This is a genomic window from Haloarcula sp. H-hyl6 (assembly GCF_056934455.1).
Genome location: NZ_JBRIIK010000001.1, coordinates 1,041,943 through 1,065,640, shown reverse-complemented (window position 1 = coordinate 1,065,640; position 23,698 = coordinate 1,041,943). Strand labels below are relative to the sequence as shown.

The 23,698-nt window shown below is 67.8% G+C and carries 30 protein-coding genes and 1 pseudogene; 15 read left to right on the top strand and 16 right to left on the bottom strand.

Annotated elements, in window-relative coordinates:
- The first annotated feature begins 18 nt into the window (after positions 1–18).
- From Hhyl6_RS05610 to Hhyl6_RS05600, 3 genes are read left to right on the top strand one after another with little or no spacing between them, the layout of a single operon-like run.
- Positions 19–660, top strand: a complete 642-nt coding sequence (locus tag Hhyl6_RS05610) for a 4Fe-4S dicluster domain-containing protein (protein WP_483738240.1) — start codon at positions 19–21, stop codon at positions 658–660.
- Positions 657–1,103: a hypothetical protein gene (locus Hhyl6_RS05605; RefSeq protein ID WP_483738239.1), complete on the top strand. Its 447-nt coding sequence runs from the start codon at positions 657–659 to the stop codon at positions 1,101–1,103. The genes Hhyl6_RS05610 and Hhyl6_RS05605 overlap by 4 nt, the downstream gene beginning before the upstream one ends.
- A complete protein-coding gene (locus Hhyl6_RS05600; protein ID WP_483738238.1) occupies positions 1,100–2,131 on the top strand; it encodes a cytochrome b/b6 domain-containing protein in 1,032 nt (343 codons plus the stop codon). The genes Hhyl6_RS05605 and Hhyl6_RS05600 overlap by 4 nt, the downstream gene beginning before the upstream one ends.
- 13 nt (positions 2,132–2,144) lie before the next feature.
- On the opposite strand, the gene Hhyl6_RS05595 is transcribed toward Hhyl6_RS05600, so the two are convergent.
- Positions 2,145–2,543 (bottom strand): hypothetical protein, encoded by a 399-nt coding sequence (locus Hhyl6_RS05595; protein WP_483738237.1) that lies wholly within the window; start codon positions 2,541–2,543, stop codon positions 2,145–2,147.
- Positions 2,544–2,671: 128 nt separating this feature from the next.
- Here Hhyl6_RS05595 and Hhyl6_RS05590 point away from each other — a divergent pair, with 128 nt between their 5' ends.
- Together Hhyl6_RS05590 and Hhyl6_RS05585 are read left to right on the top strand one after the other, a co-directional pair.
- Entirely contained in the window at positions 2,672–2,854 is a 183-nt protein-coding gene (locus tag Hhyl6_RS05590; RefSeq protein WP_483738236.1) for a hypothetical protein, read from the top strand.
- 40 nt (positions 2,855–2,894) lie between these two features.
- Positions 2,895–3,095: a hypothetical protein gene (locus Hhyl6_RS05585; protein ID WP_483738235.1), complete on the top strand. Its 201-nt coding sequence runs from the start codon at positions 2,895–2,897 to the stop codon at positions 3,093–3,095.
- A gap of 56 nt (positions 3,096–3,151) precedes the next feature.
- Here the strand turns inward: Hhyl6_RS05585 and Hhyl6_RS05580 are convergent, their stop codons facing one another.
- Positions 3,152–3,859: a TOBE domain-containing protein gene (locus Hhyl6_RS05580; protein WP_483738234.1), complete on the bottom strand. Its 708-nt coding sequence runs from the start codon at positions 3,857–3,859 to the stop codon at positions 3,152–3,154.
- A gap of 65 nt (positions 3,860–3,924) precedes the next feature.
- On the opposite strand from Hhyl6_RS05580, the gene Hhyl6_RS05575 reads away from it, so the two are divergent.
- The 5 genes from Hhyl6_RS05575 (at position 3,925) to Hhyl6_RS05555 (ending at position 9,492) form a co-directional block, all read left to right on the top strand.
- Positions 3,925–5,010, top strand: a complete 1,086-nt coding sequence (locus tag Hhyl6_RS05575) for an extracellular solute-binding protein (protein ID WP_483738233.1) — start codon at positions 3,925–3,927, stop codon at positions 5,008–5,010.
- Positions 5,011–5,055: 45 nt separating this feature from the next.
- Entirely contained in the window at positions 5,056–6,048 is a 993-nt protein-coding gene (locus Hhyl6_RS05570) for an ABC transporter permease (protein WP_483738232.1), read from the top strand.
- Positions 6,048–7,028 (top strand): ABC transporter ATP-binding protein, encoded by a 981-nt coding sequence (locus Hhyl6_RS05565; protein ID WP_483738231.1) that lies wholly within the window; start codon positions 6,048–6,050, stop codon positions 7,026–7,028. Before Hhyl6_RS05570 ends, Hhyl6_RS05565 begins: the two co-directional genes overlap by 1 nt.
- 110 nt (positions 7,029–7,138) lie before the next feature.
- A complete protein-coding gene (locus Hhyl6_RS05560; protein WP_483738230.1) occupies positions 7,139–9,082 on the top strand; it encodes an aldehyde ferredoxin oxidoreductase family protein in 1,944 nt (647 codons plus the stop codon).
- A 47-nt stretch (positions 9,083–9,129) separates the two neighbouring features.
- Positions 9,130–9,492 carry a DUF8159 domain-containing protein gene (locus tag Hhyl6_RS05555; RefSeq protein ID WP_483738229.1) on the top strand — a complete coding sequence of 121 codons (363 nt, stop codon included), beginning with the start codon at positions 9,130–9,132 and terminating at the stop codon, positions 9,490–9,492.
- Here the strand turns inward: Hhyl6_RS05555 and Hhyl6_RS05550 are convergent.
- From Hhyl6_RS05550 to Hhyl6_RS05540, 3 genes are read right to left on the bottom strand one after another with little or no spacing between them, the layout of a single operon-like run.
- Positions 9,482–9,844, bottom strand: coding sequence for a DUF8048 family protein (locus Hhyl6_RS05550; protein ID WP_483738228.1), 363 nt, complete (start codon positions 9,842–9,844; stop codon positions 9,482–9,484). The two genes, Hhyl6_RS05555 and Hhyl6_RS05550, sit on opposite strands and share 11 nt — an antisense overlap.
- A 2-nt stretch (positions 9,845–9,846) precedes the next feature.
- Complete coding sequence (locus Hhyl6_RS05545; RefSeq protein WP_483738227.1) at positions 9,847–10,101, bottom strand: MoaD-like domain-containing protein; 255 nt, start codon at positions 10,099–10,101, stop codon at positions 9,847–9,849.
- Between the two features lie 53 nt (positions 10,102–10,154).
- Complete coding sequence (locus tag Hhyl6_RS05540; RefSeq protein ID WP_483738226.1) at positions 10,155–10,523, bottom strand: DUF7971 family protein; 369 nt, start codon at positions 10,521–10,523, stop codon at positions 10,155–10,157.
- Between the two features lie 91 nt (positions 10,524–10,614).
- Between Hhyl6_RS05540 and Hhyl6_RS05535 the strand changes: the two genes are divergently transcribed.
- Complete coding sequence (locus Hhyl6_RS05535; RefSeq protein ID WP_483738225.1) at positions 10,615–11,010, top strand: ubiquitin family protein; 396 nt, start codon at positions 10,615–10,617, stop codon at positions 11,008–11,010.
- Here the strand turns inward: Hhyl6_RS05535 and Hhyl6_RS05530 are convergent.
- From Hhyl6_RS05530 to nikR, 11 genes are all read right to left on the bottom strand, one after another.
- Positions 11,007–11,282, bottom strand: coding sequence for a ubiquitin-like small modifier protein 1 (locus tag Hhyl6_RS05530; protein ID WP_483738224.1), 276 nt, complete (start codon positions 11,280–11,282; stop codon positions 11,007–11,009). The two genes, Hhyl6_RS05535 and Hhyl6_RS05530, sit on opposite strands and share 4 nt — an antisense overlap.
- Before the next feature lie 52 nt (positions 11,283–11,334).
- Complete coding sequence (locus Hhyl6_RS05525; protein ID WP_483738223.1) at positions 11,335–11,898, bottom strand: cysteine hydrolase family protein; 564 nt, start codon at positions 11,896–11,898, stop codon at positions 11,335–11,337.
- A 1-nt stretch (position 11,899) separates the two neighbouring features.
- Positions 11,900–12,724 (bottom strand): YqcI/YcgG family protein, encoded by an 825-nt coding sequence (locus tag Hhyl6_RS05520; RefSeq protein ID WP_483738222.1) that lies wholly within the window; start codon positions 12,722–12,724, stop codon positions 11,900–11,902.
- Between the two features lie 27 nt (positions 12,725–12,751).
- A complete protein-coding gene (locus tag Hhyl6_RS05515) occupies positions 12,752–13,231 on the bottom strand; it encodes an MOSC domain-containing protein (protein ID WP_483738221.1) in 480 nt (159 codons plus the stop codon).
- A gap of 6 nt (positions 13,232–13,237) precedes the next feature.
- Positions 13,238–15,115: an ATPase, T2SS/T4P/T4SS family gene (locus tag Hhyl6_RS05510; protein ID WP_483738220.1), complete on the bottom strand. Its 1,878-nt coding sequence runs from the start codon at positions 15,113–15,115 to the stop codon at positions 13,238–13,240.
- Between the two features lie 345 nt (positions 15,116–15,460).
- On the bottom strand, positions 15,461–16,159 hold the full coding sequence (locus tag Hhyl6_RS05505) for an ABC transporter ATP-binding protein (RefSeq protein WP_483738219.1): 699 nt from the start codon (positions 16,157–16,159) through the stop codon (positions 15,461–15,463).
- Positions 16,159–16,953: an ABC transporter ATP-binding protein gene (locus Hhyl6_RS05500; RefSeq protein WP_483738218.1), complete on the bottom strand. Its 795-nt coding sequence runs from the start codon at positions 16,951–16,953 to the stop codon at positions 16,159–16,161. Before Hhyl6_RS05500 ends, Hhyl6_RS05505 begins: the two co-directional genes overlap by 1 nt.
- The gene (locus Hhyl6_RS05495) at positions 16,953–18,074 is read right to left on the bottom strand and encodes an ABC transporter permease subunit (RefSeq protein WP_483738217.1); all 1,122 of its coding nucleotides are present in this window, start codon (positions 18,072–18,074) and stop codon (positions 16,953–16,955) included. Before Hhyl6_RS05495 ends, Hhyl6_RS05500 begins: the two co-directional genes overlap by 1 nt.
- Positions 18,075–19,010, bottom strand: coding sequence for an urea ABC transporter, permease protein UrtB (urtB, locus tag Hhyl6_RS05490; RefSeq protein ID WP_483738216.1), 936 nt, complete (start codon positions 19,008–19,010; stop codon positions 18,075–18,077).
- 1 nt (position 19,011) lies between these two features.
- A complete protein-coding gene (locus Hhyl6_RS05485; protein WP_483738215.1) occupies positions 19,012–20,289 on the bottom strand; it encodes an urea ABC transporter substrate-binding protein in 1,278 nt (425 codons plus the stop codon).
- Positions 20,290–20,597: 308 nt separating this feature from the next.
- Positions 20,598–21,008, bottom strand: coding sequence for a nickel-responsive transcriptional regulator NikR (nikR, locus tag Hhyl6_RS05480; protein ID WP_483738214.1), 411 nt, complete (start codon positions 21,006–21,008; stop codon positions 20,598–20,600).
- A 99-nt stretch (positions 21,009–21,107) separates the two neighbouring features.
- Here nikR and Hhyl6_RS05475 point away from each other — a divergent pair, with 99 nt between their 5' ends.
- The 4 genes and pseudogenes from Hhyl6_RS05475 to Hhyl6_RS05460 form a co-directional block, all read left to right on the top strand.
- On the top strand, positions 21,108–21,752 hold the full coding sequence (locus tag Hhyl6_RS05475) for an energy-coupling factor ABC transporter permease (protein ID WP_483738213.1): 645 nt from the start codon (positions 21,108–21,110) through the stop codon (positions 21,750–21,752).
- Positions 21,745–22,044: a PDGLE domain-containing protein gene (locus Hhyl6_RS05470; protein WP_483738212.1), complete on the top strand. Its 300-nt coding sequence runs from the start codon at positions 21,745–21,747 to the stop codon at positions 22,042–22,044. Before Hhyl6_RS05475 ends, Hhyl6_RS05470 begins: the two co-directional genes overlap by 8 nt.
- A complete protein-coding gene (cbiQ, locus tag Hhyl6_RS05465) occupies positions 22,034–22,825 on the top strand; it encodes a cobalt ECF transporter T component CbiQ (RefSeq protein WP_483738211.1) in 792 nt (263 codons plus the stop codon). Before Hhyl6_RS05470 ends, cbiQ begins: the two co-directional genes overlap by 11 nt.
- A gap of 8 nt (positions 22,826–22,833) precedes the next feature.
- Positions 22,834–23,610 (top strand): annotated as a pseudogene (locus Hhyl6_RS05460) (energy-coupling factor ABC transporter ATP-binding protein); the annotation flags it as partial.
- Positions 23,611–23,698: the final 88 nt, after the last annotated feature.

Genomic DNA, 23,698 nt, shown 5'->3' with positions numbered 1-23,698 from the left:
TCAACAGGAAATGAAGTAATGCGCGACGGCGTCATGAGTACGGGTGAGGGCACCCGTATCTTCCCTGACGTCGAGGCGTGCATCGACTGCGGTGGCTGTGTCGTCTCGTGTAAGCGGACGTGGGACGTCCCGCGGGACGAGCAACGCATCAGCATCGCCACGATGCTCGAAGGACAGGAGGGCGCCGACGGCCTGAACGCCAGCAGCGGCCGGGCGATGGAACAGGGGCAGAACCCCGGCGAGACGGCCATCCCGATGCAGTGTTACCACTGCGAGAACGCCCCCTGCGTCTCGGTGTGTCCGACGGACTCGCTCATCAAGAAGGACAACGGCTTCGTCCGGGTCCGCGACGACCTCTGTATCGGCTGTCAGTACTGCCTCTCGGCGTGTCCGTTCGGCGCGCCGCAGTTCCCCGATTCGGACTCGGGGGCCGCGAACCTCGTCGGCGGCGGCGGGACGATGGACAAGTGTACGATGTGCGAGGAACGGCAGGACGTCGGCAAGGGGCCGGCCTGCGCCGAGGAGTGTTCGACCGACGCCATCCTCGTCGGGACGCCCAGCCAGATAGCCGACGAACTGGAACACCGTGACAGCGGCGTGTTCTTCAACCAGCAGGCGATGAACATCGTCTTCGGCGAGGAATCGGGTGAGTTCCAATGAGCGACCAACGAGAGCTACCCGAGGTGTCGGGGTACGAGCGGTCCTACGTCGCCATCAGCGCCGTCGTCGGCGTCGCCGTGGCCTTGCTGGCCGTGTGGTGGGCACAGGGCTTCAACGTGTTCTACGAGTCGCTGTATCGGGTCAACCCGACCGTCGAGGGCGGCGGCATCGGGTCCGATTGGGTGTTCGGCAACACCGTCGCGTCCCTCGACTTCCTCATCGCACTCGTCCACGCAGCCGACGTGTTGATGGGGGCGTTCATCCTCGTGATGGTGTTCCTCCACTGGGCCGCGTTCCGTCGTCTCGCCGACCAGATGCGGCAACCGGGCGAGGAGCGGAGCGAGGCCGTCGCCGCCGACGGCGGTCGTGACGAGGGGACACGACCTCGTCGGACCGGGTCCGACGGCGGCGCGGTGGAGTCCGAGGGGGGTGACCGGCCGTGAGCAATCTCGACCACGGGAAGTTCACCCGGGTGACGACGCTGTTCCACTCGCTACTCGGCTTGGACGTGTTCCTCCTGTTCTTCACGGGCTACGCCATCATGTTCAACGACGAACTGTGGTGGCTCCTCGCGGTGATGGGCGGGGCAAGCGGCGTCACGGCCATCCACCGACTCACCGGCGTCGGCCTCATCGCCCTCGTCGTGTTCTGGATAGTCCTGCAGGTCATCACCCCGACCGGACGGGGCAACTTCAGCCAGATACTGCCGAGCAAAGACGACTTCGACGCCTTCGTACAGGACGTGCGGTTCATGCTGGGGCGGGCCGACGAACGCCACCCGAACGCCCGCCAGTTCGCCGGCTACAAGGCAGACGAGGTGCCCCTGCTCTCGTACATAGGGAAGGGCGTCGTGTTCATCTTCTCCATCGAACTGCTGTTGCTCTCGATATCGGGCCTGCTCATCTGGAGCAAGACCGGACTGGCGGCGATGTTCCAGACGAAGGCCGCCGCGATGGCCTTCGTCACGTTCCACGGGCTACTGGGCGTCATCATGCTGATGGGGGTGATGTTCCACGTCTTCGAACACGGGTTCCACCCGGCGTTCTACCCCGTCGAGACGAAGGCGTTCATCCCCCGGAGCATGGTGCCGGAGTACCACAGCGACGACGAGGACGAGGAACCCGAGACGACGGGCATCGAGCGGTTGACCGTCGCGCCGTCGTGGCGGACGATGTCCACCGTCTTCGGCGCGCTGACGGTCATCGGCATCGTCTCGGTGCTCGTCGGGAGCATCTTCGACGAGGGGTACCCGGTCCCCCGGGAACTCGCTATCGGCGGCGGCCCCACGAGCGTCCTGCTGACCATCGGCATCAACGTCGGCGTCCTCGTCCTCGGCGTGGGCCTCGTCCTGTCGATGTACGGCAACGTCTTGCGCATCCGCTGGGAACGACAGTTAGAGGCCGAGCGCGAGGAACAGGCGACGGCGACGGACGGCGGCCGCGACGAGCAGTCGCGCGGGGCCGACGACTGAGGCGGCGTCGCGTTCAGGCCACCAACGCCTGTCCCTCCGGCGAGAGGTCGACGCCCACGTCCTGTCGGGTCTGTTCCTGTATCTGGTCTAAGTTCCGGGTCAGCACCTGCAGGATGTCCTTCGGTTCGGGGTAGACGAGCATGTTCCCGTCGCCGTCTTCCATCACGAGTTGCGTATCCGAGAGGGCGACTTGATTCCCCTCGATGCTGGCGACGATGACGTTCAGCGCCTCCGCACCGCCCGGGTCGCCCTCCTCGACCATCGTGACGTACACGCCGTCGAGGCCGACGAGGTCCTTGTACTCCCGGACCTGCCGGGCGCATGCGACCATGTCCTGCGTGACGGCCGTCTTCTGCTCGTTCCCGTGTTCCCCCTCGAAACAGTGCTTGCAGACCCGAAGTTCCAGCCGCATGTCCGGACCGTACGGCGTACTGCGGTATGACTGTTGTGACCAGTGGTATCGTGACGCACGGCCGCTGGCCGTCACGGCGTGGGCCGTCGGGCAAACCTCTTTACCGCTCCCGTGAGTCGTGTCAACGTATGGCAGGAATACTGGACGCGATATACCTGGTGCTCGCCGTCGGCGTCGCCATCGTCGGGCTCGGTGGCCTCGCGAGAGTGCTCTCGGAGGCGGACTCGGGCGGCTCACGGTGGCTAGAGGTGTCCACCGTGGTCGTCGCGCTCGTGTTCGTGCTCGCCCTCGGCGTGGAGCTACTCGCGTAGCGGACGGGACGACCGCCCGTCACCGCTCGCGGAGCGCGCGGTGGCCGACGACGCCGAGTCCCACCGTCAGCGTCGCGACGAGCGCGTACCCCACGCCGAGGTCGAGGTTCGCACCCGCCGTCCGTCAACGGGACGGCCTCAGCGACAGGCCCGCGACGGCCAGTTCGCCGGTCGAGACGGTCCCGACGACGACCAGCGCCGCCAGCGCTTCTTCGGTTCGACGGATACGGGGACGCCGTAGTACAGCCCCGAGAGGTCCTGCATAGCCCCGGACCAGAGCAACGCCGCCGCCACGGCTCACTCCGTCGGAATCGCGCGGGTCGCCGTCGCCTTGAACGAGGCCACGACGGGCGCACCCGGTTCGAGCGCGAGTCGGTCGAGGCTCTCGCGGGTGAGCAACGCCGTCAGGGGGTCGGGCGCACCGATGTCCACGGTGACGCGGACGACGGCCGACCCCGTAGCGACGGCCAGCACCGTGCCCTCGAAGCGGTTCCGCGCGCTCGTGCCCCCGGCGGCCGGCGCGTCTTCGGGGGCGTGGAGCGTCACCGCGTCCGACCGCACGCTGGCCTGTACGTCCGTGCCGACCGTCGGCGTCTCGCGTGCCGCGCCGGCCATCAGTCGCGCCCGCATCTCGCCGGCGTCGGTCGCCACGACGCCCAGTTCACCCTCCCGTTCGGTCACCCGCCCGGGGACGACGCACTCCTCGACGCTCGCGGTGCCGGCGACCGTCGCCTGCAACCGGGCGAAACGCGAGAGGAGGTCTTCGGCACCCTCGGTCAGTTCGCTCCCGCCGCCGCTCGCGCCGCCCCGCCGTCGCTCGACGAGGGGGCCGTAGGCTCCTTCGAGCGTCTCGATGCGGTCGAGCGCTCTCGCTCTGGAGCGACCGAGGGCCTCGGTGGCACCGCTGACCGACCCCGCGGCGCGGACCGCCCGGAGGAGTTCGGCGTCCGCCGCGGTGAAGGCGACGCCGTCGGCCTGCAACTGGGCGTCGACGCTGGCGTCCATACCGCTAGTCCCGTCACCACCGGGGAAAATCATTATGAACGTTTGGTTGTAACGTCGATGTATCCATGTCGGAACACCGACTCAGACGACGGGCGTTCCTCAGTAGCATCGGCGCGACGGCGGCCGTCGGCCTCGCTGGCTGTAGCGGGGACGGCGGCGACGGTAGCAGCGGCGACGGGAGCGGCGGCAACGACAGCGACAGCGGCGACGGCGGCACGACGGGCACCACGTCGGGCGGCGAGATGGCCGACTCGATGACCATCTTCCACGCCGGGTCGCTCGCACCGCCGTTCAGCGAGGCCGAACCCGGGTTCGAGGAGGAGTACGGCGTCGACGTGACCCGGGAGGCGAAGGGGTCGGTCGCCTCGACGCAGAAGATAACCCAGCAGGGTCGGAACGCCGACGTCTTGGGCGTCTCGGACTTCCGGCTCATCCGTAACCGCATCCTGCCGGACTACGGCAGTTGGTACGCCATCTTCACGACCAACTCCATGTCCATCCAGTACCGGGAGGACTCGCCGGGTGCCGGCGACATCTCCGCCGACAACTGGTGGGAGGTGCTGACCCGCGACGACGTCACCATCGGCCACTCGGACCCGGCGGTCGACCCCGGTGGGTACCGCGCGGTGATGACCCAGCAACTCGGGAAAGAGGAGTTCGAGGGCGAGCGGCTGTACGACGAGTCGACGTACCAGAAGCTCCGGGACAATTCGGTGGTCCCGACGGGGACCGAGACCAATCTGGAGGGGCAACTGGAGAGCGGCGAACTGGACTACGTGATGTACTACCAGTCCATCTCCAGCACCTCGGGCAAGCCGTTCATCGACCTCCAGCCGGAGGTCGACCTCTCGAAGGCGAACAGCAAGTACGCCGAACACTACGCGAAGGCGAAAGTCGAGACGGGCAGCGGCACGTTCACGGGCGCGCCCATCGCCTACGGCATCACCGTCCCGGAGGTGGCACAGGCCCCCGGCCGAGGAGCCCAGTGGGTGGAGTACTTCGCCACCGACGCCGGCCGGTCTGTCCTCGAAGACATGGGTCTCGTGCCGGTCGACCCCATCGTCGTCCCCGAGAGCGGGTCCGACGCCGTCCCCGACCGCGTGATGGACGTCGCCAGCGCACAGAGTTCGCTCGGTCCGCTGGAGCTATAGTGATAGACGGCATGAGGCGACCCACCCGACTCCACTCCCCTGACCATGGCGACCGGGACTGAGACCGACACCGACGTGCCGTTCGCTCGTGAGGCCCTCACCAACAGGTCTCTCGTCGCCGTGTTCGTCGTCGTACAGGCGGTGGTCTTCGCCGTGACGTACTCGGTCGGTCGACCGACGTGGTACGCCTACTTCGTGGTGGGGAGCGTCGCCGTCACTGCCTACACGCTCGACGGGTCCCTGTTCACGGTGGCGACGGCCACGATCGGGAGCCTCCTCGTGGTCGCGCTGGGCCTGCCGCTGTTCCTGTTCGTCGCGCGGCAGTCGCCGTCGCTCGTCGCCGAGAAGGCGCTGAACCCGAACGTTCACCGCGTGCTGTACCTCGGGGTCTACGGGCCGCTGTTGGCCGCGCTGTTGAGTCTCCTTCTCGGCGTGCCGCTGGCACACCTGCTGGCGGAGGGCTTCCCGGGCCAGCAGTTGGTCGAGAGTCTGGTGGACCTCCCGCTGGTCGTCCCCCACTCGGTGGCGGGCATCATCATCCTCTTCGGCTTCGGACAGGGCGGTGCCTTCCCCGGGATTTCGGTCCTCGGGTCGATGGTCGGGATGGTGTTGGCGATGACGTTCGTCGCCGCGCCGTACGCCGTCAACACCACCCGCGAAGCGTTCGAGACCATCGACGACAGGCTCTCGTACGCCTCGCGCATCCACGGCGCGAACCGGTGGGAGACGTTCCGCAGAGTCACCGCGCCGCTGGCGGTCCGAGGGATGATTACCGGCGGCGTCCTCGCGTGGGCGCGGGCCGTCTCCGAGTTCGGTGCCGTGGCCGTCGTCGCGTACAGCGTGCAGTTCTTCTACCCGCCCGCGGGACAGCGCGTGACCGCCCAGCACGCGCCGGTGTTCGTCTACAACACCTACCTGCAGGGGGGGCTGGGCGAGAGCGGTGCCGTCGCCTTCCTCCTGTTGGGCGTCTCGGCGCTCATCTTCCTCGTGGTCCGGTACCTGACCGACGACGGCGCGGGCACGGGGGGGATGCCCTGATGGACCTGCGAGCGGACGTGAGCGCCACGTTCACCGCCGACGGCGCTGACGCCTTCACCGTCGAGGCGGGCGTCGACGTGGCGGACGGCGAGACGCTGGTGATTCTGGGGCCCAGCGGCAGCGGCAAGACGCTGCTGTTGGAGACCATCGCCGGCTTTCACGACCACGAGGGGTTCGTCGAGTCCGACGGCCGGCGACTCGACGACATCCCGCCGGAGCGACGCGACTTCGGGTTCGTCTTTCAGGACTACGCGCTGTTTCCCCACCTCTCGGTCACCGAGAACGTCGAGTACGGGACGAAGTACCACGAGGAGACCAGAGACGCCGAGACGCTCCTCGGGGAACTCGGCGTCGACCACCTCGCGGACCGGTACCCGCCGACGCTCTCCGGGGGGGAGAAACAGCGCGTCGCGCTGGCCCGGGCGCTGGCGGTTCGCCCCTCGGTACTCCTGCTCGACGAACCGTTGGCCGCGCTGGACGTCCCCACGCGACAGTCACTCCGGGACGATTTGGCGGACGTTCTCGCCGACGTGACGGCCGTCTACGTCACGCACAACCGCACGACTGCCCGGGCCGTCGGCGACCGCATCGCAGTGATGCGCCACGGTGGCGTCGTCCAGAGCGGGACGCCCGAGTCGGTGTTCGAACAGCCGGCCACCCCCGCCGTCGCCGAGTTCACGGGCGCAAACGCGGTCCCGCTGTCGGCCGTCCCGTCGCTACGTGACGCCGTGGGCGGTACGTCCGACGAGTACGTCACGTTCCGACCCGAAGCGGTCCGGCTCTCGGACAGCGGGGGCGATTTCGGAGCCACGGTCGAACGGGTCGTCCGCGAGGACGCGACCACCCGCGTCGTCCTCTCGGTGTCGGGCCACACCGTCGACGCCTTCACCGACGACCCACCGCCCGTCGGCACCGACGTCGGCGTGTCCGTCGCCCCGGACCGCCGCCATCTCTGCTCGCCCGACGGAACGGCGGAGTAACGTCCCGTCGCGCCCCGACGAGGGGTGGAACCGTAGATGTAGCTGCTGCACCCGCGAAAACTAGCACGAATCGTTAAGTGAACGCGCTCCGGTGTTCAACACAGATATTCATGACTGACCTCGGCGGCTTTCAGGACCACGTGGCGCGAATCGACCTCGGCGAGGGGGATGTCGCCTACGAGGGTATCGACGAGGAGGACGCGAAGAAGTACATCGGCGCGCGCGGCTTGGGTGTAAAGTACGTCTTCGACCAAGGCCCGGACGTCGACCCGCTCGGCCCGGACAACCTGCTGGCGTTCATGAACGGCCCGCTGACGGGGACGCAGGTGACGATGAGCGGCCGCATCGCCATCTGCACGAAGTCGCCGTTGACGGGAACCGTGACGGACTCCCACCACGGCGGCTGGTCGGGTGCGCGTCTGAAGTGGGCCGGGTTCGACGGCCTCCTGTTCGAGGGGCAGGCCGACCACCCGGTGTACGCCGTCGTCGAGGACGGCGAAGTCGAACTCCGCGACGCCTCCCACATGTGGGGCTGGGGCGTCCACGACACCATCGAGGAACTCGAAGACGAGGTGGAGGGGTCCTACGGCAAGAACCTCTCGACGATGGCTATCGGACCGGCCGGCGAGAACGAGGTGAAGTACGCCTGCATCATCAACGAGGACGACCGGGCCTCCGGACGGGGTGGTACTGGCTGTGTGATGGGCAACAAGAACCTCAAGGCCGTCGTCGTCAAGTCGCCGACGAAGATGCCCAAACCGAAGGACAAGGAGACGTTCCAGAAGGGCCACAAGCAGGCGATGCAGGTCATCCAGGAGTCCGACATCACCGGCCCGAACGAGGGCGGCCTCTCGCTGTACGGCACCAACGTCCTGATGAACCTCACCGAGGAGATAGACGGTCTCCCGACGAAGAACGCGAAGTATTCCTCGACTCGGTCGATGTCCGAGTCGGAGGGCGACGGCGAGCGAATCATCGACTCCGAGGACGTCTCCGGGGAGAACGTCCGGGAGAACATCCTCGTCGACGAGCCGACCTGTCACTCCTGTCCGGTCGCCTGCAAGAAGGAAGTCGAGGTGCAGGCGATGCACAAGGGCGAGGAGATGAACGTCCGCACCGAGTCCTACGAGTACGAGTCCGCGTGGGCGCTCGGCCCGAACTCCGGGCACGTCGAACGCGACAAGATTGCGCTGATGCTCGAACGGTGTAACGACGTCGGCGTCGACACCATCGACGTGGGCAACACCATGGCGATGACCATGGAGATGACCGAGCAGGGCAAACTCGACGGCCTCGGGGACGGCCTCGACTGGGGCGACGCCGACACCATGATAGACATGATAGACGCCATCGGCCACCGCGACGGCGAACTCGCGGACCACCTCGCCGAGGGCCCCAGCCACCTCGCCGATGAGTTCGACGCCAGCGAGAACTCGCTGGCCGTGAAGGGCCAGACGATGGCCGCTTACGACCCCCGCTGCATGAAGGGGATGGCCATCGGCTACGCCACCTCCAACCGCGGGGCCTGCCACCTGCGCGGCTACACCCCGGCCGCAGAGATTCTCGGCGTCCCCGAGAAGGTCGACCCGCGCGAGTGGGAGGGGAAGGGCGAACTCTGCGCCACCTTCCAGGACCTCCACGCAATCAGCGACTCCTTCGACATCTGCAAGTTCAACGCCTTCGCGGAGGGCATCGAGGAGTACGTCCTCCAGTACAACGGCATGACCGGACTGGACGTCACCGAGGAGGAGTTGATGGAGGCCGGCGAGCGCATCTACAACCTCGAACGCTACTACAACAACCTCGTGGGCTTCGACGGGAGCGACGACGACCTGCCGGACCGCTTCGTCGAGGGCAACGAGAACGCCATCCCCGCACAGGGCGGCTCCGAGGGTGAACTCGCCGAACTGGACAAACTGAAAGACGAGTACTACGAGGTCCGGGACTGGGAGGACGGCGTCGTCCCCGACGAGAAACTCGACGAACTCGGCATCGACGTCGGCCCCGGCACCGGCGTCAGTTCCGGCGGCGCGGCGGCACCGAGCGACGACTAAGGGAGCGACCGGGGGAGACCTCCCTCGGACTGCGGAGAATACGACCGATGCACAAAGAGGAGTTCGACGACTTCGAGTTTCAGGTGGAGTCCCGACTGACGAGTCACGGCGTCTACGTACAGGAGTTCGAAGAGCGCGAGGACGAGGACACCTACGCGGTCACCTACGAGTCTATCGCGGCCGAGCAGGGGTCGGTCCCCCACTCGGAAATCGGTCGCGTCATCAACGTCCTCCGTGACCTCCACGCCGAGGACTGGTCGGGAGCGAACGTCGAGGCCACCGTCCACGACCTAGAGGGCGAGGTGCGGGGCTACTGGTACGTCGACGCCGAGTGGTTCGACCGCCTGCACAACGGTGACCTCTCGGAGACGGACTTCTCGCAGAAGGTGCTGGAGACGCTCAGCGTGTAGCGTCGACGGCGACGATTTCGCGGACCTCCAGCGTCGACTCGAACTCACCTTCGCGGTCGAGTCGCCGGCCGTCCCGCGTGAACTGCGCTTCGTGCGCGCGACGGACGGCCTCCCACTCCCGTCGCTCGTACCCCAACTCTTCGCCGACCGACTCCCAGTACCCCGTCTCGGCGCAGTAGTAGTCGGCGTCTCTGGCCCCCTCGATACGCTCGTAGCGCCGCTCGTAGTCGGGACGGTGGGCCGCGACGTGTCGCTGTGCCTCCTCCAGTAACGACGGGAGACGGTCCAGTGGGACGCTCGCGCGGGTGCCCGCGAGGAGGACGAGTTGCGCCTCGATGGGGTGGTCGGCCATCGCTACCCGCCGGCCCGCATCGCCTTCTGGGCGAACTCTTCGATGAGCGGGTCCAGCGTCTCCTCGTCGCCCTCGAAGACGACGGTCACCTCTGTCAGTTCGATGGTCGGACCGACGCCGACCTTCTCGGCCGAGAGGTCCGCCCGCCAGTCGTCGGCGACGACGGTGCTCTCGTCGCGTTCCTCCCCGCCGAGGCCCTCAAGATAGTGCCGGGCGAGTCGCATCGAGATGCCCCGGAAACTCCGTTCACGCTGCATCGCTCGCGGTTAGGCACCTCCCGAACTCAACGCCTCGGTGCGCGTGCGCCGGGTCATCCGGGCCGGATGCCGTCGTCGACGATGCGGGCGTTGCGCTCGCGGTCGATGCGGTCGGAGAGGTCGGCGTGGTCGTATATCTGCTGGATGACGGCGGCGACGAGGTCCCGCCACACCATCGCGTAGATGGGCGACTGGCCCCACGCCCGCAACTCGACGACGTACTCGTCGTAGGCCTCCCACCGCTCCTCGAAGTACTCGACGAGGTCGACGACGGCGCTCGCGGGGTCGTCGCTCGCCAGTGCGGTGTTGATGTCGCTCTCCCACCCCGCGACCGCCCGCTGGATGTCCTGTTTCGCGTCCTCGCCGTCGGCCGGCAAGGCGTCGACGATACCCGCCGGAATCCCCAGTTCGATGTCCTCCATACCCGGTGGTGGGGCCGCGGGCAATTAAACTCGGTCCTGCCCGAACGTGTTCGCACCCACCGTTTTGGTCTCGGTGGCCGTAAGCGAAGCCATGAGCGGGACGACTCGGGAGACGGCCCAGCGGACGCAGACGACCGTCGAGGTTCGCTGTACCGGGCACGTCAGAGACGCTGTCGGCGAACCGCACATGGATTTCACCTTCGAAGGCACGACGCTCCGAGCGTTCCTCGACGCGTTCTGTGAGCGCTACGACGTGGCCGACCTCCTCATCGCCGAGACGGAGTCCGACGCCGCGACGGCGGGGTGGGCACCGGAACTGGAGTCGCTGCCCGGGACGTGGGAGAAGAACCCCGAGGGCGACCAGACCCGGTGTTACGCCCGCGTCACCGTCGACGGACAGTTCAACGAGCATCTGGACGGCCTCGACACCGAACTCGACGGCGGCGAGCGCATCGGCCTCCTCTACCCGTTCATCTTCTGCTGTTAGCCGCCGGCGACCGGCGGGAAGACGCTGAGTTCGTCCCCGTCTTCCAGCGTCGTGTCCAACCCATCCAGGTGTTCGATGTCCTGCCCGTTCCGCAGAATCGTCAGGTACTGCCGGAGCGTCCCTTCGGACTCGAACAGTTCCATGTCGGGGTACTCCTCGCCGAGTTCTCGGAGGACGTCGCCGGCGCGAGCGTCGTCGTCGAACTCCCGGTGGAGTATCTTCTGGCCCACGGTCGCCCGGAAGTTCGCGAAGAAGCGCAACTCGAGTTCCATGTCCGGGTGCTAGGGACACGGCCGTATAAATGTAGAGCGACGGGGCCTCCGGTTACGGTTCGAGGGCGGCCACCAGCGCGTCGGTACTCGTCACCGTCGCGAACTCCCCGTCGAGGTGGGCCAGCGCCGTCCGGTGGACGAGGTCGGGGTCGAACGACTCGCCGTCGAGGGTCCGGTCGAACGTCGCCGCCGCGTCGCCCGGGAGAAACACGTCGAACCCGCGGTTCTCGGCCATCCGCGTCGTGGTCGAGACGCAGTGGTCCGTCGTCAACCCGCAGACGACGACGGTTCCGACGTCGCGGTCCCGGAGCCACGCTTCCAGCCCCGTATCCACGAACGCGCCGTTGACGCGCTTGACGAACGTCGCTTCGCCGTCCTGTGGTTCCAACCCCGATTGGAACGCGAAGCCGGGTTCGCCGGACCGGAGCGGCGAGTCCGGTTCGGTGGAGTCGTGACGCACGTGGACGACCGGCCGGCCTGTCTCGCGCCACGCGGCGAGCAACCGCCGAGCGTTGGCCTCCGCGTCGGGGTTGTTTCGGGTGCCCCAGCGGTCGTCGTCGAACCCCCGCTGGAAGTCCACCAGCAGGAGCGCCGCGTCGGGCGGGACGGCGACCATCTCAGTCGGCGGCCCCCGGCGACGCCGGTCGCTCGATTAGCCAGTCGGACTTCGGGTGTTCGCGCGTGACGGTCATGGGGCACTCGTCGGGCGCTCGGTCCTCGTCCGAGGCGAGCATGTACTGGGGCCACTCCCGGTCACCCTCGACGCCCCAGTCGCCGAGGTCGGCGTGGGGACAGACGCCGTCGTAGGCCTCGAGGCGGTCCTGGATGGTGTCGCGGGCCTGCTGGCCGGCCGCCGTGTCGGCGGTGACGCCCATCGACTCGAACAGCGCCCGCGGCTGGAACGTAATCTCCAGTCCGACCGAGCAGTACCGGCTCTTGCGCGTGTCGTAGAACGGAGCGCGACAGGTCGGGAACATCGGTTCGCCCCCGAAGCAGAACTCCCAGTGGGGGTCGTCGGGGTCGGTCGGAATCGCCTCCGGCCACGGCTCCGGGTCGTGGACGTGCAGGAACTGCAGGACGTGCCACAACTGCTGGTGGTACTCGGCCTCCGAGAGCGGTCGGTCCGACGGCCGGAAGAACGCCACGAGCGAGGCCCGTTCGCTGTGGTCCCGGTAGGTGTCGAGGTACGCGAGCAGGGTCCTGCCGAGGTCCGCCAGCGCGCCACGGTCTGTCAGTGACGGGACTGCCGTGTACAGCGGGTCGCCCGCCCGCACCGATTCGGCACCGAAAAAACAGGGGAACGGTTTACCGTCTCGCGTTCCGGTGAGGCCATCTCGGAAGGTGCGCCAGTGGTCGGCCACCCACGCCGGCGCGTCGCCGGCGGCGACGCGGGCCGACAGGGTCTCTTGGTCGACGAGTCGTCCGACGACGGATTCGGACATACGAACACGTTCGAACCTGCCGGTGATTTACCCGTCGGTTCCGGCCCCGTCGACCGGTTCGACCGAGTCGCCGACTCGAATCTCGCCGCCCTCGACGACGCGACAGCGCAGTCCGCCGCGATGGACAAGCGCTTCGCGCACGCCCCGCTCGCCGAGCTGTCGTTCCAGATACGAGCAGGGCTCGCACAGCTCCGCCCCCACGCAGACCGCGTCGCCAACGCGGACCCGGTCACCGACGAGGTGGTTCAGCGCGACGCCGCGCGTCGTGACGTTCCGGCGGTGGACGCCCGGCGCGAAGTCGACACCGTAGTCGCGCCGGGCCGCGTCGAGGGCCTCGGCCGCGACGAGGGTCAGGTCGCTCCCCTCGCGGTCCGCGAATGTCCCCTCGGCGTCGAAGTAGCGGTCGCCCCGCAACCCGGCGTCGGCGACGGCCTCGACCGAGTCGCGGGCGACCACGTCCGCGCCCTGCTCGGGAGCGACGTGCAGGTACTCGACGGTGCCGGCCATGGGCCCTTACGACGGGACGACCGTGATGGTCTTGCCGCGGTCGATGGCCCGCTCTAACTCCTCGGCGATGCCCGACCCGCGCGAGACCTGAATCTCGCCGCCGCGGGAGACGGTGGCGGTGAAGAGGTACTCGCCGTCGGCCTGCACCTCGACGGTGTCGCCCGAATGCCCGTCCAGCGGGACCCTGACGTGGCGGGAGGTGACCTCCGGCTGGACGATTTCGCCCTGCTGACCCCCGCTGTCGGTCTGCGGGCCGCCGGAGGGACCGGTGGGCTTCTCGTCTAAGGTCCGCACGTCGATGTCGATGCCCAGTCGGTTCTCCACGTCGGTGATGCGGCCGCCGCCCTTCCCGATGACCTGCGGGATGTCGTCGTCTTCGACCCACACGACGGCGTTGTTCGGCCCGCGCAGCTCCACGTCGACGTGGCCGCGTGCGATGGAGCGAATCTCGCGTTCGACCTCCTGTTTGGCGAGGCGGTCGACGCCCGAGTCCTGTTGGTCGTCGTCCTCGTTCAGCGGGACGGTGACGACCTGCCGGTTGAACGTGTAGATTTCGTACTCCGGCCGTCCGGTCTCGAAGTCCCGGACGACGATGACCGGGCGCGCGAGGTCCTCCTCCATCAGGCCCTGCGGGACCTTGACCTCGGTCGTCACGTCGTAGACGGTGTGGACCTCACCGGCCTCGATGTAGACCACGGTGTCGACGATTTGCGGGATGAGGCCGAGTTCGACGCGACCGATGAGTCGCTGGAGGGCGTCGACGGCCCGCGTCGCGTGGACGACGCCGACCATCCCGACCCCCGCGAGGCGCATGTCCGCGAACACCTCGAAGTCGTCGGTCTTGCGGACCTCGTCGTAGATGGTGTAGTCCGGCCGGACCATCAGAAGGGAGTCGGCCGTCTTCTCCATGGACCCGCCCAGCGCGGTGTACTGGGTGATGTTCGGGCCGACCTGCAGGTCCCGCGGTTTCTCCATCGTCTTGACGGAGTAGTCCGCGTCGACGAGGAACTCACCGACCGCCTGTGCGAACGTCGACTTCCCGGCACCCGGGGACCCGGCGATGAGGACGCCGCGCTGGTGTTCGGTGAAGCGGTCGCGGAGTTCGTCGGCGTGTTCGTAGTCGTCGAGGTCGGTCTTGACGATTGGCCGGACCGCGGTAATCTCCATGGCGTCCGAGAACGGCGGCCGCGCGATGGCGATGCGCAGGTCGCGGAACTGGACGATGCTCATGCCGGGTTCGTCGAGTTCGAGGAACCCCTCGGGGGAGGCGCGGGCGGCGTCCTCGATGTCGTCGGCGTACTCGCGCAACTCGGCCTCGGTGGCGAGGTCGTCGCGAATCGGCTGGTAGTGCATGTCGCCGATGGAGCCCTTCTTCGCGAACGGCTGGACGCCCACCTTGAGGTGGACGCTCATCGTCCCCTCGTCGAAGAAGTTCTCTATCTGGAGGCGGTCGACGTCGCGGCCGCGCGGTTCGATGTACTCCACGTCCAGTCCCTTCGCGCGGGCCACCTCGGCCTGCACGTCGTCGCTGGTCACCAGCGTCGCCTCGCGGTCGTCCGCGATATCGCGGATGAGCGCGTCTATCTCGCCCTCGCCGGCGTCGCGCTTCTCGACGGCGTCCGGTCGGCGGCCGACGTACTCCACGTCGATGGTGCCCTCCTCGGCGAGGTCGACCAGCCGCTGGAGCTCTTCTAACCCCTCCCAGCCGGTGTCCCGGCCGTCGTTGGCCTGTGCTTCGAGTTCTCCGACGACGGCCTCGGGGACCACGACCGTCGCGCCGGCGAAACCCATGCCGTCCACCGAGGCGTCGGGGTCGGCGTCGGCTGCTATCTGGTCGGACACGCGGCCGTCGATGACCACGCTCGTGTCCGGTACGATTTCCATACGCGGGTTAGGTGCCTGTCGAGTGATAAGGGTCCTGATGCCCGCGCTAGCGAGTGGCGTACTAGCTGCAGGAGGTATCCCGTGCAAGCGGGACGCGAACGGGCAGAAAGCCCCCACGCGCTCCAGTCCCGCGACTCGCTGCGCGCTTCCCTCGCTCACGTGTTCGCTCGGTGCAGTGCTTACGTCACCGGGAGAGCACGCTCTCCCGAGCCACGCGGCGAAGCCGCGGACGCCGGGGTTCCCGGAGCGCGTGGCCCCTTTCGGTCCCGCCCGTGTCGGTTAGCTAGTGGGTAGGTTTGAACGGGATTCTCGACAGACGCGCGTTCAGGAGCGAAGACCGCTCGCTCAGACGGCCAGATACTCGGCGATGGCCTCTTCGTCGGTCAGTTTCTGCGGTCCGACCTCGTCGACGATTTCGCCCCGTTCCATCGCGTAACAGCGGTCGGCCATCTCGCGGATGACCCCGAGGTTCTGCTCGACGAACAGAATCGTCGTCCCGAGGTCTTCGTTGATGGCCTGCATGTCCCGGCTAATCTGGTCGACGATGGAGGGCTGGATGCCCTCGCTGGGTTCGTCAAGCAGGAGCAAGTCGGGGTTCGACACCAGCGCCCGCGCGATGGCGAGCATCTGTTGCTGGCCGCCCGAGAGCGTGCCGGCGTCCTGACTCGCCCGCTCCTCCAAGACCGGGAAGTAGTCGTAAATCTGGTCGTACAGCGTCTCCTCGCTGTCGGCGTTGACCGTCTCGCCCATCCGGACGTTCTGCTCGACGGTGAGTTTCGGGAACACGTCCCGGCCCTGCGGGATGTAGCCCATCCCGCCGCGGGCGCGTTCGTCCGCGGGAGCGTCGGTCACGTCGGCGCCGGCGTAGCTGATAGTCCCGCTCGACGGTTCGAGCAGGCCGACGACGGTCTTCATCAGCGTCGTCTTGCCGACGCCGTTCTTCCCCATCACGCCGACGATTTCGCCCGCCTCGACCGAGAGGTCCACGTCCCGGAGGATGGGCGTCGAGTCGTAGGCCGCGGTGACGCCGTCGAGTTCGAGCATCACTGCTCACCTCCCAGATAGATGCGCTGGACCTCGGGGTCGGACTCGATGTCCTCTATCGGCCCCTCTCGGAATATCTCGCCGTTGTGGAGCACGGTCACCTCGTCGGCAATGGAGGCCACGAAGTCCGTGTCGTGTTCGATGACGACGAAGGCGATGCCCTCCGCCTCGTTGAGGCGGGTGACGCGTTCGGCGATGGCCTCGCGTTCGGCCACGTCCAGCCCCGCGACCGGTTCGTCCAGCAGGAGGAGGTCCGGTTCGAGCGCGGCGGCCATCCCGATTTCGAGTTGCTGTTGCTGGCCGTGCGAGAGTTGGCTGGCGTCGACGTGCTCGTAGCCCGCGAGGCCGGCGGCCTCGATGGCGTCGTCGACGCGCCGACGCCGCTCCTCTCCGTCGGCGAACCGCTGGATGGGCAGACGGGCGTTCTCGCGCACCGTCAGGTCGCCGTACACCGACGGCACCTGGAACTTCATGCTGATTCCCTTGCGGACCCGCTGGTGTGGGTCGAGGTCGGTGACGTCGTGACCGTCGTAGTAGATACTCCCGCCCGAGGCGTCGTAGGTGCCGGTGACGAGGTTCAGCAGCGTCGACTTCCCGGCCCCGTTGGGACCGATGAGACACCGTAGCTCTCCCTCGGCGACCGAGAAGTCCACGTCGTCGGTGGCGGTGAAGCCACCGAAATCCTTGCGGAGGGCCTCGGTCTGCAACAGCGTGTCCGTTCGGTCGCCCGTCGCCAGTTCCGCGGCCGTCTGGCGGACGTTCGGACTGCCCGCCGCGCTATTGTTCGTACTCATCAGTCGCTCACCTCGGCGGTCGCCTCCGGTGGCTCCGGGGGCGTGCCGTCACCGCGCATCTCGACGTAGGTCTCGTGGACCCACGGAACGATACCGCCGGGGAGGCCGAGGACGAACACCAGCAGGAGGGCGCCGACGATGACGAACGCCAGTTCGCCGCCCAGCGAGTTCCGGAGGAACTCGATGCCGACGGTGGCGGTCACCGCGCCCAGCAGGGTCTTCCGGCCGCCGACGCTCACCCAGATGACCGGCAGGGAGGCGAAGGTCAACTCGAACACGCCCGGGCTCACGTAGTTGCCCCACGAGGCGTACAGCACGCCCGAGAGGCCCGCCAGCGCGCCGCCGAGGGTGAACACGGCGAGTTTCACGCGCTCTACGTCGTAGCCGAACATCCGCGTGCGGTCCTCGTCCTCTCGGACCGCGACCATCACGCGGCCGTAGTCCGAGTTGACGAGCGCCCGCAGGCCGAGGTACGTCGCCACGAGCAGTGCCAGCACGAAGTAGTAGAACGTCGTGCTGCTGAAGGTGAGCGACGCGCCGCCGACGCCGAAGGCGAGGTTCGGGATGGTCGGCATCCCGTTGAACCCGCCCAGCGCCGCCTCGCCGACGGTCCACTCGTCGCCGGCCGTCTGGGCCATGAACGTGTGTAAGACGAGCGTCGAGACCAGCGTGATGATGGTGACGTAGACGTCGCGCACGCCCCCGTAGAACATGAAGTAGCCGAGCACGAACGCCATCAGCGCGCCGCCGAAGACGCCGATTGCGAAGGCGGCGGTGATGCCCGCGGGGGTGGCGAAGTTCACCGAGACGACGCCGAACGTGTAGCCGGCGACGCCGAAGAAGACCACCTGTCCGAACGAGAGGACGCCCGCGTACCCCCACACGACCGACAGCGAGAGGCCGAGGAAGGTGTACACGAGGAACAGCGAGAACCGCGAGGCCTGATAGGACCCGACGACGAACGGGTACGCCGCCAGCGCGAGGACGGCGACGAGGAAGCCGACCCAGAACCCGCGGGAGTTCCCGACGGTGTTGGGGCCCTCGAAGCGACGCCGGAGGCTGGCTAACGCCGACTGTCCGCCGGCGTCGGCCGGGCCAGCGCCGCTCGTTTCCGTCGCCATCTATGCCCCCTCCCGGCGTTCGCGAATCGTCTCGACGAAGCCCGTGATGCCGTCCGGCAGGAACCGAATCATCACGATGGCGGTCACGAGCAGGGCGATGCGGCCGAAGAACGTCCCGAAGAGGTTCGTGACGGCCGCGTTGATGGCCCCAAGCAGGCCGCCCGCCAGCGTCGTCCCCAGTACCACGCTGGGGCCGCCGACGACGACGGCGACGAACGCCTCGACGAGGAAGGAACTCCCGAGGCCGGGGACCATCGTGATGGTCGGGGCGTACAGCGCGCCCGTCAGGCCGGCGAGGCCGGACCCGATGGCGAACGTCGTCATGTACGTGCGCTCGGTGTCGACGCCGAGTGCGCGGGCGGTGTCCTCGTCCTGAATCGTCGCCCGGGCGCGCATCCCGTACTCGGTCCGCGTGAAGACGTAGTAGGTCAGCGCCAGCACGGCCAGCGCGACGACCGAGAGCAACACACGGTACGTCGAGTACGAGAAGCCGCTGTAGGCGATGTTGCCCAGCGGCGTCCCGATTTGGTCCAGCGAGTTGCCCAGCACGATGCGGACGCCCTGCACCATGATTAGCGAGAGGCCCCACGTCGCGACCATCGAGTCGGCGAGTCGGTCGTACAGCGGTTCGATGACCTCGCGGCCGAGGAACCGCCGGCTGAGAGCGTTCGGGACGGTGCCCGAGATGACGACCCGTTCGACGACGAGGCCGAAGCCGGCCGTCACGAGAACGCCGACCAGCATCGCGGCGGGAAGCGGGAGGCCGGCCCGGATGTTCGCGAGCGTCGTCGCGTACGCGCCCACCATGATGAACTCGCCGTGTGCGAGGTTGATGACGCCCATGATGCCGAAGATGATGGCCAGGCCCGCGGCCGCCAGCACGATAAAGGCGAAGCTATCGAGGAACTGGAACAGCAGGTTCAGGCCGTTGACCATCTCACCCCGCCTCCTCGTAGAAGTCCTGTGGGGTGTACTGCGTCTCTTCGTCCTCCTGCGTGAGGTCACAGCCGACCGTCTCCGAGAGGAACGTCTCGGGGATGACCCGGTCGTCGACGGCCTCGACGTTGTGCTGGTCGTCGGCGCGCATGACCCACATGTGGTGGTCGACGTGGTGGGTCGCGCCGTCGAGTTTGATGGACTCGCCGTCCGGGGCCTCGGGGGCCTCGTAGGTGATACCCGATTCGAGCGCCTCCCTGACCTCTGGTTGTTCGGTGGTGCCGGCCTGCTCGACGGCCTTCTTGTACATGTAGATGGAGAAGTAGTTGTTCTCGGCCTCCTCGTTGAGGTAGGGAGCGTCCGGGAACTTCTCGTAGTAGCGGTCGACGAAGCCGCCGTCGCCGGTGTTGCGGGTCGTCGGAATCTCCTCCATGTAGTTGACCCCGGCGTAGATGTTGGCCATCGCGGGCGGATCGAGTCGCAGGTGCTCGTACCCCTGTGCCATCGCCGTCGAGGTGCCGATGGGGACGTCGAGGCCGGCGGAGGCCTTCTGCTCGTAGAAGGAGGTGTGGTTCGCGCCGACGAGCATCGACATCACGAAGTCCGGTTCGGCCTGCTGGATGCGGTTGATGGTCGACCCGAACTGGGAGTTCGACAGCGGGATGAACTCCTCGCCGATGACCTCGGCGTCGTTCTCGTCGGCCAGCACTTTCACCCAGTCGGCCGACAACTGGCCGAAGTTGTAGTCGGCGGCGATGGTGTAGATTTTTGGGCCGTACTCCTCGACCAGATACGGGAGGACGCTCCCCAACTGCTGGCGGGCCGTCGGCCCGACGGCGAAGACGTTCTTGTCACAGACGCCGCCCTCGTACTGAGTCGTGTAGAAGTACAGTTGGTCCTCGCGGTCGATGATGGGACGGATGGCCTCGCGGGTCGCCGAGGAGTACCCCGCCCACAGCGCGTCGACGTCCTTCTGGTTGATGGCCCGCCGGGTGAGTTCCTGATAGCGCTGGTTGTCCGACTGGGGGTCCGGGTCGAACACCTCTATCTGCTTGCCGTTGATGCCGCCGTCGTTGTTTATCTCCTCGATGGCCAGCATCGACGCCTTGTGTTTGGGGTCGCCGACGAGCGCGAAGTTGCCCGAGCGGTCCTCCAGCACGCCGAGCTGAATCGTGTCCGAACTCGACGCGGAGCCGCCGGAACACCCGGCGAGCGCGGTGCCGGCCAGCGCCGCCGACGAGGCGAGGAAGCCGCGACGGCTCGTGAGGCTGTCGCTCATTCGTCGCCCTCCGAGGTTTCGACGATATTTTCTACCTCATACGCAGATTTGGTGTACATATCGTCCTGTTTCTCGTTGAAACTCGGACGTTCGTCCATAATTTCGTTCACGTTGTTGCCGTTCAGCAGTACGCAAATAAGGTTTACTCATCGAATATTATACTATCCTTCAGATGGGGTGGATAGTATAAGGATGTGCAAGGTGTGGAGAAAAAACGAGATGTATGAACTGTTCGAGGCCGAAATATCGTAAACGTACAGAAAAACGAGTCCGTCAGCGAGGCGGCGGCAATGCGTGCCGATACCCGCTCAGTCGCCGACGACGACGACCTTCACCTGCTGGACGCCGCTGAGCGCGCGGAGGCGGTTGGCGAGTTCGGTGATGTCGCTGGCCGCGCCCTCGACGACGAGCGTCTCCATGCAGGTGTCGTGTGAGAGGTGGATGTGCTGGACCGAAGTGATGGCCTCGGCCATCTCGTGCTGGATGGTCTGGAGGTCGTCGGCGATGCCCGAGACGTGGTGGTCGTGGACGACCACGATGGTCCCGTGGTGGCGGTCGTCGCCGCCCGTCTCCCACTCGTAGTTCGCGAAGAAGTCCCGCAGCGAGTCCCGAATCGCCTCCGACCGGCTGGCGTACTCCCAGTCCTCGACGATGCCGTCGAGTCGGTCGACCATCGACGACGGGAGGGTGAGACTGATGCGGTCGATGTCGTCGGTCATGCCCCGGCCTACGGCGGTGGGGGTAATATGGCTGACCACGCCGCCGAGTAATACTGCACGATTCAGAAGTATTATTTTCCGGGCGGGGGACTCAACGGTATGCACATCCCCGACGGATACGTCGACCTGCCCGTCGCCGTCCTCTGTGCCGTCCTCTCGGTCGGGGTCCTCGCCGTCGCCGCTCGGCGCGTCGACGGAGAGGTCTCCGACGCCCGTGCGCCGCTGCTCGGTGTGGTGGCCGCGGGCGTGTTCGCCGCACAGATGCTCAACTGGCCCATCCCCGGCGGGACGAGCGCGCACTTCGTCGGCGGCGCGTTCGCCGCCATCCTGCTGGGTCCGCATCTGGGCGCGCTCTGTATCGCCACCGTCGTCACGATACAGGCGCTCGTCTTCGGTGACGGCGGCCTCGTCGTCCTCGGCGCGAACGTGTTCAACATGGCCGTCGTCGAGGTGTACGTCGGCTACGCCGTCTACCGGCTGGTCGCCCCATACGGCGAGTTCCGAGCGGCCTTCGCCGCGGGCTGGCTGGGAATCACTGCCGGGGCGCTCACCGCCGCCGTCCAACTGGGCCTCTCCTCGGCGTTCCAGTACCAACTGCTGACGACGGTCGCCATCATGGGCGTCGGCCACCTCGTCCTCGGCCTCGTCGAGGGAGCTATCACCGCCGCCGTCTACCGCTACCTCGCCCACGCCCGCCCGGACCTCCGACCGGACGCGGCCCCGGAGGTGGCGACCGATGCGTGAGTGGTTGCCGAAGGCGCTCGCGCTCTTGCTCGTGTTGACGCTGCTCGCACCGGTGTTCGGGTGGGCGGCCGGACAGGTCGGCTACGCCGAGCCGCTGGAGAACGCCGCCGAGGCCACCGGTGCGACGGACGACGCGGAGTCCACCGTGGGTGCACCGCTCCCGGACTACGGCGTCCCGGGCCTCGGGAGCGCCGCCGGCACGTTCGTCTCGGCCGTCGTCGGGACGGCGCTGACGCTCCTCGCGGCGCTGGCACTCGGTCGACTGCTGGGGGCCGACGCCGATGCGGACTGACCTGCTGGACCGCACCGTCGCGGGTATCGCGGCCCGGGCGCGCTGGTTCCTGCTGGCCGAGGACGTCCCCGGCCGGGACGGGTTCATGCAAGCCGTCGCGCCGAGCGTCAAACTGCTGGGCGTCCTCGCCCTCGTCGCGGTCACGGTCGTCCAGCGCGACCTGTCGACGGTCGCGGCGCTGGGGGGCGTGGCCGCCGCGCTCGCCGTCCTCTCCCGGGTGCCGGCCCGCACCTTCGTCGGACGGGTGACCGGCCCGCCGGCGTTCGCGCTGGTCGTCGTCGCGCCGCAGGCCGTCCTGATGGCCGGACCGACGCTCGACTGGGCGCCGCTGTCGGTCGCCGGCGTCGACTACGTCGCGACGTTCACGGTTCGCGTGGCCGCCTGCGTCGGCTTCCTCTCCGTCCTCCTGTTGACGACGCGCTTCGCCGACCTGTTGGCCGCGTTCCGACGCCTGCGTGCGCCGACCCTCGCCGTCTCGCTGCTGGCCATCACCTACCGGTACCTCCTGCTGTTCTTCGCCGAACTCGAACGGATGGTCCGTGCCCGTCGGGGACGGACCCTCGCGGACCCGGACCTGCGGCGGACGTGGCGCGACTCGGGCAACTTCGTCGGGACGTTCCTCCTCCGGAGCCTCGAACGCGGCGAGCGCGTCCAGCGGGCCGCCCGCGCCCGCGGTGGCACGGGGACGGCGCCGGTCCGGTCGCGTGACTCGCTGGGCGCCGCCGACGGCGCGTTCTGTCTGGTCGTCCTCGCCACCGTGGCCGGGGTGGGACTCGCGTGACCGCTATCGAGGCGACCGACCTGCGCTACGCCTACCCGGACGGGACGCTCGCGGTCGACGGCGTCGACGTGACCGTCGACGCGGGCGAACGGGTCGCGCTCCTCGGGCCGAACGGCGCCGGCAAGAGCACGCTCCTCCAGGTGCTCGGCGGCCTCGTCGACCCCGACGCCGGGACGGTCCGGTACTTCGGCGAGACGACCGACGCCGATTCGGTCCGGGACCGCTTGAGCGTCCTCACGCAGAACCCCGCAGACTACCTGTTCAACCCCACCGTCGGGGAAGACCTCGCGTACGGTCCGGCCCAGCAGGACCTCCCGGCCTCGGAGGTCGACAGTCGCGTCGAGCGCGTGGCCGACCGGTTGGACCTCGGGGACCTACTGTCGAAGCCCCCGTTCCGCCTCAGCGGCGGCGAACAGCGGCGGGCCGCACTGGCGAGTGCGCTGACGGTCGACCCGGACGTCCTGTTGCTGGACGAACCGGTGAGCAACGTCGACGCGGCCAACCGCGCCGAGATACTCTCCCTGCTGTCGGACCTCTCGGCCGACGGCGTCACCCTCGTCACGTCGACGCCGGACACGGAACTGGTCCCGCACGTCGCCGACCGGGTGGTCCTCCTAGACGCCGCCGGCGAGGTGGCCGCGACCGGACCGACTCGCGAGATACTGACCGACACCGCCCTCCTGACGGACTGTGACCTCCGCCCGCCGCAGGTCGTCCGCCTGTTCGACGGGCAGGAGGACGTGCCGTTGACGGTTGCGGAGGCGCGGGCCCGACTCGGCGACTGATTGTGGACGAACGTCCAGACGTGCGCCGGTGAGAACGACAAGCTGGTGAAAGTATAGAAATGAGTGGCGCTATTTGCGCCGAGAGGAA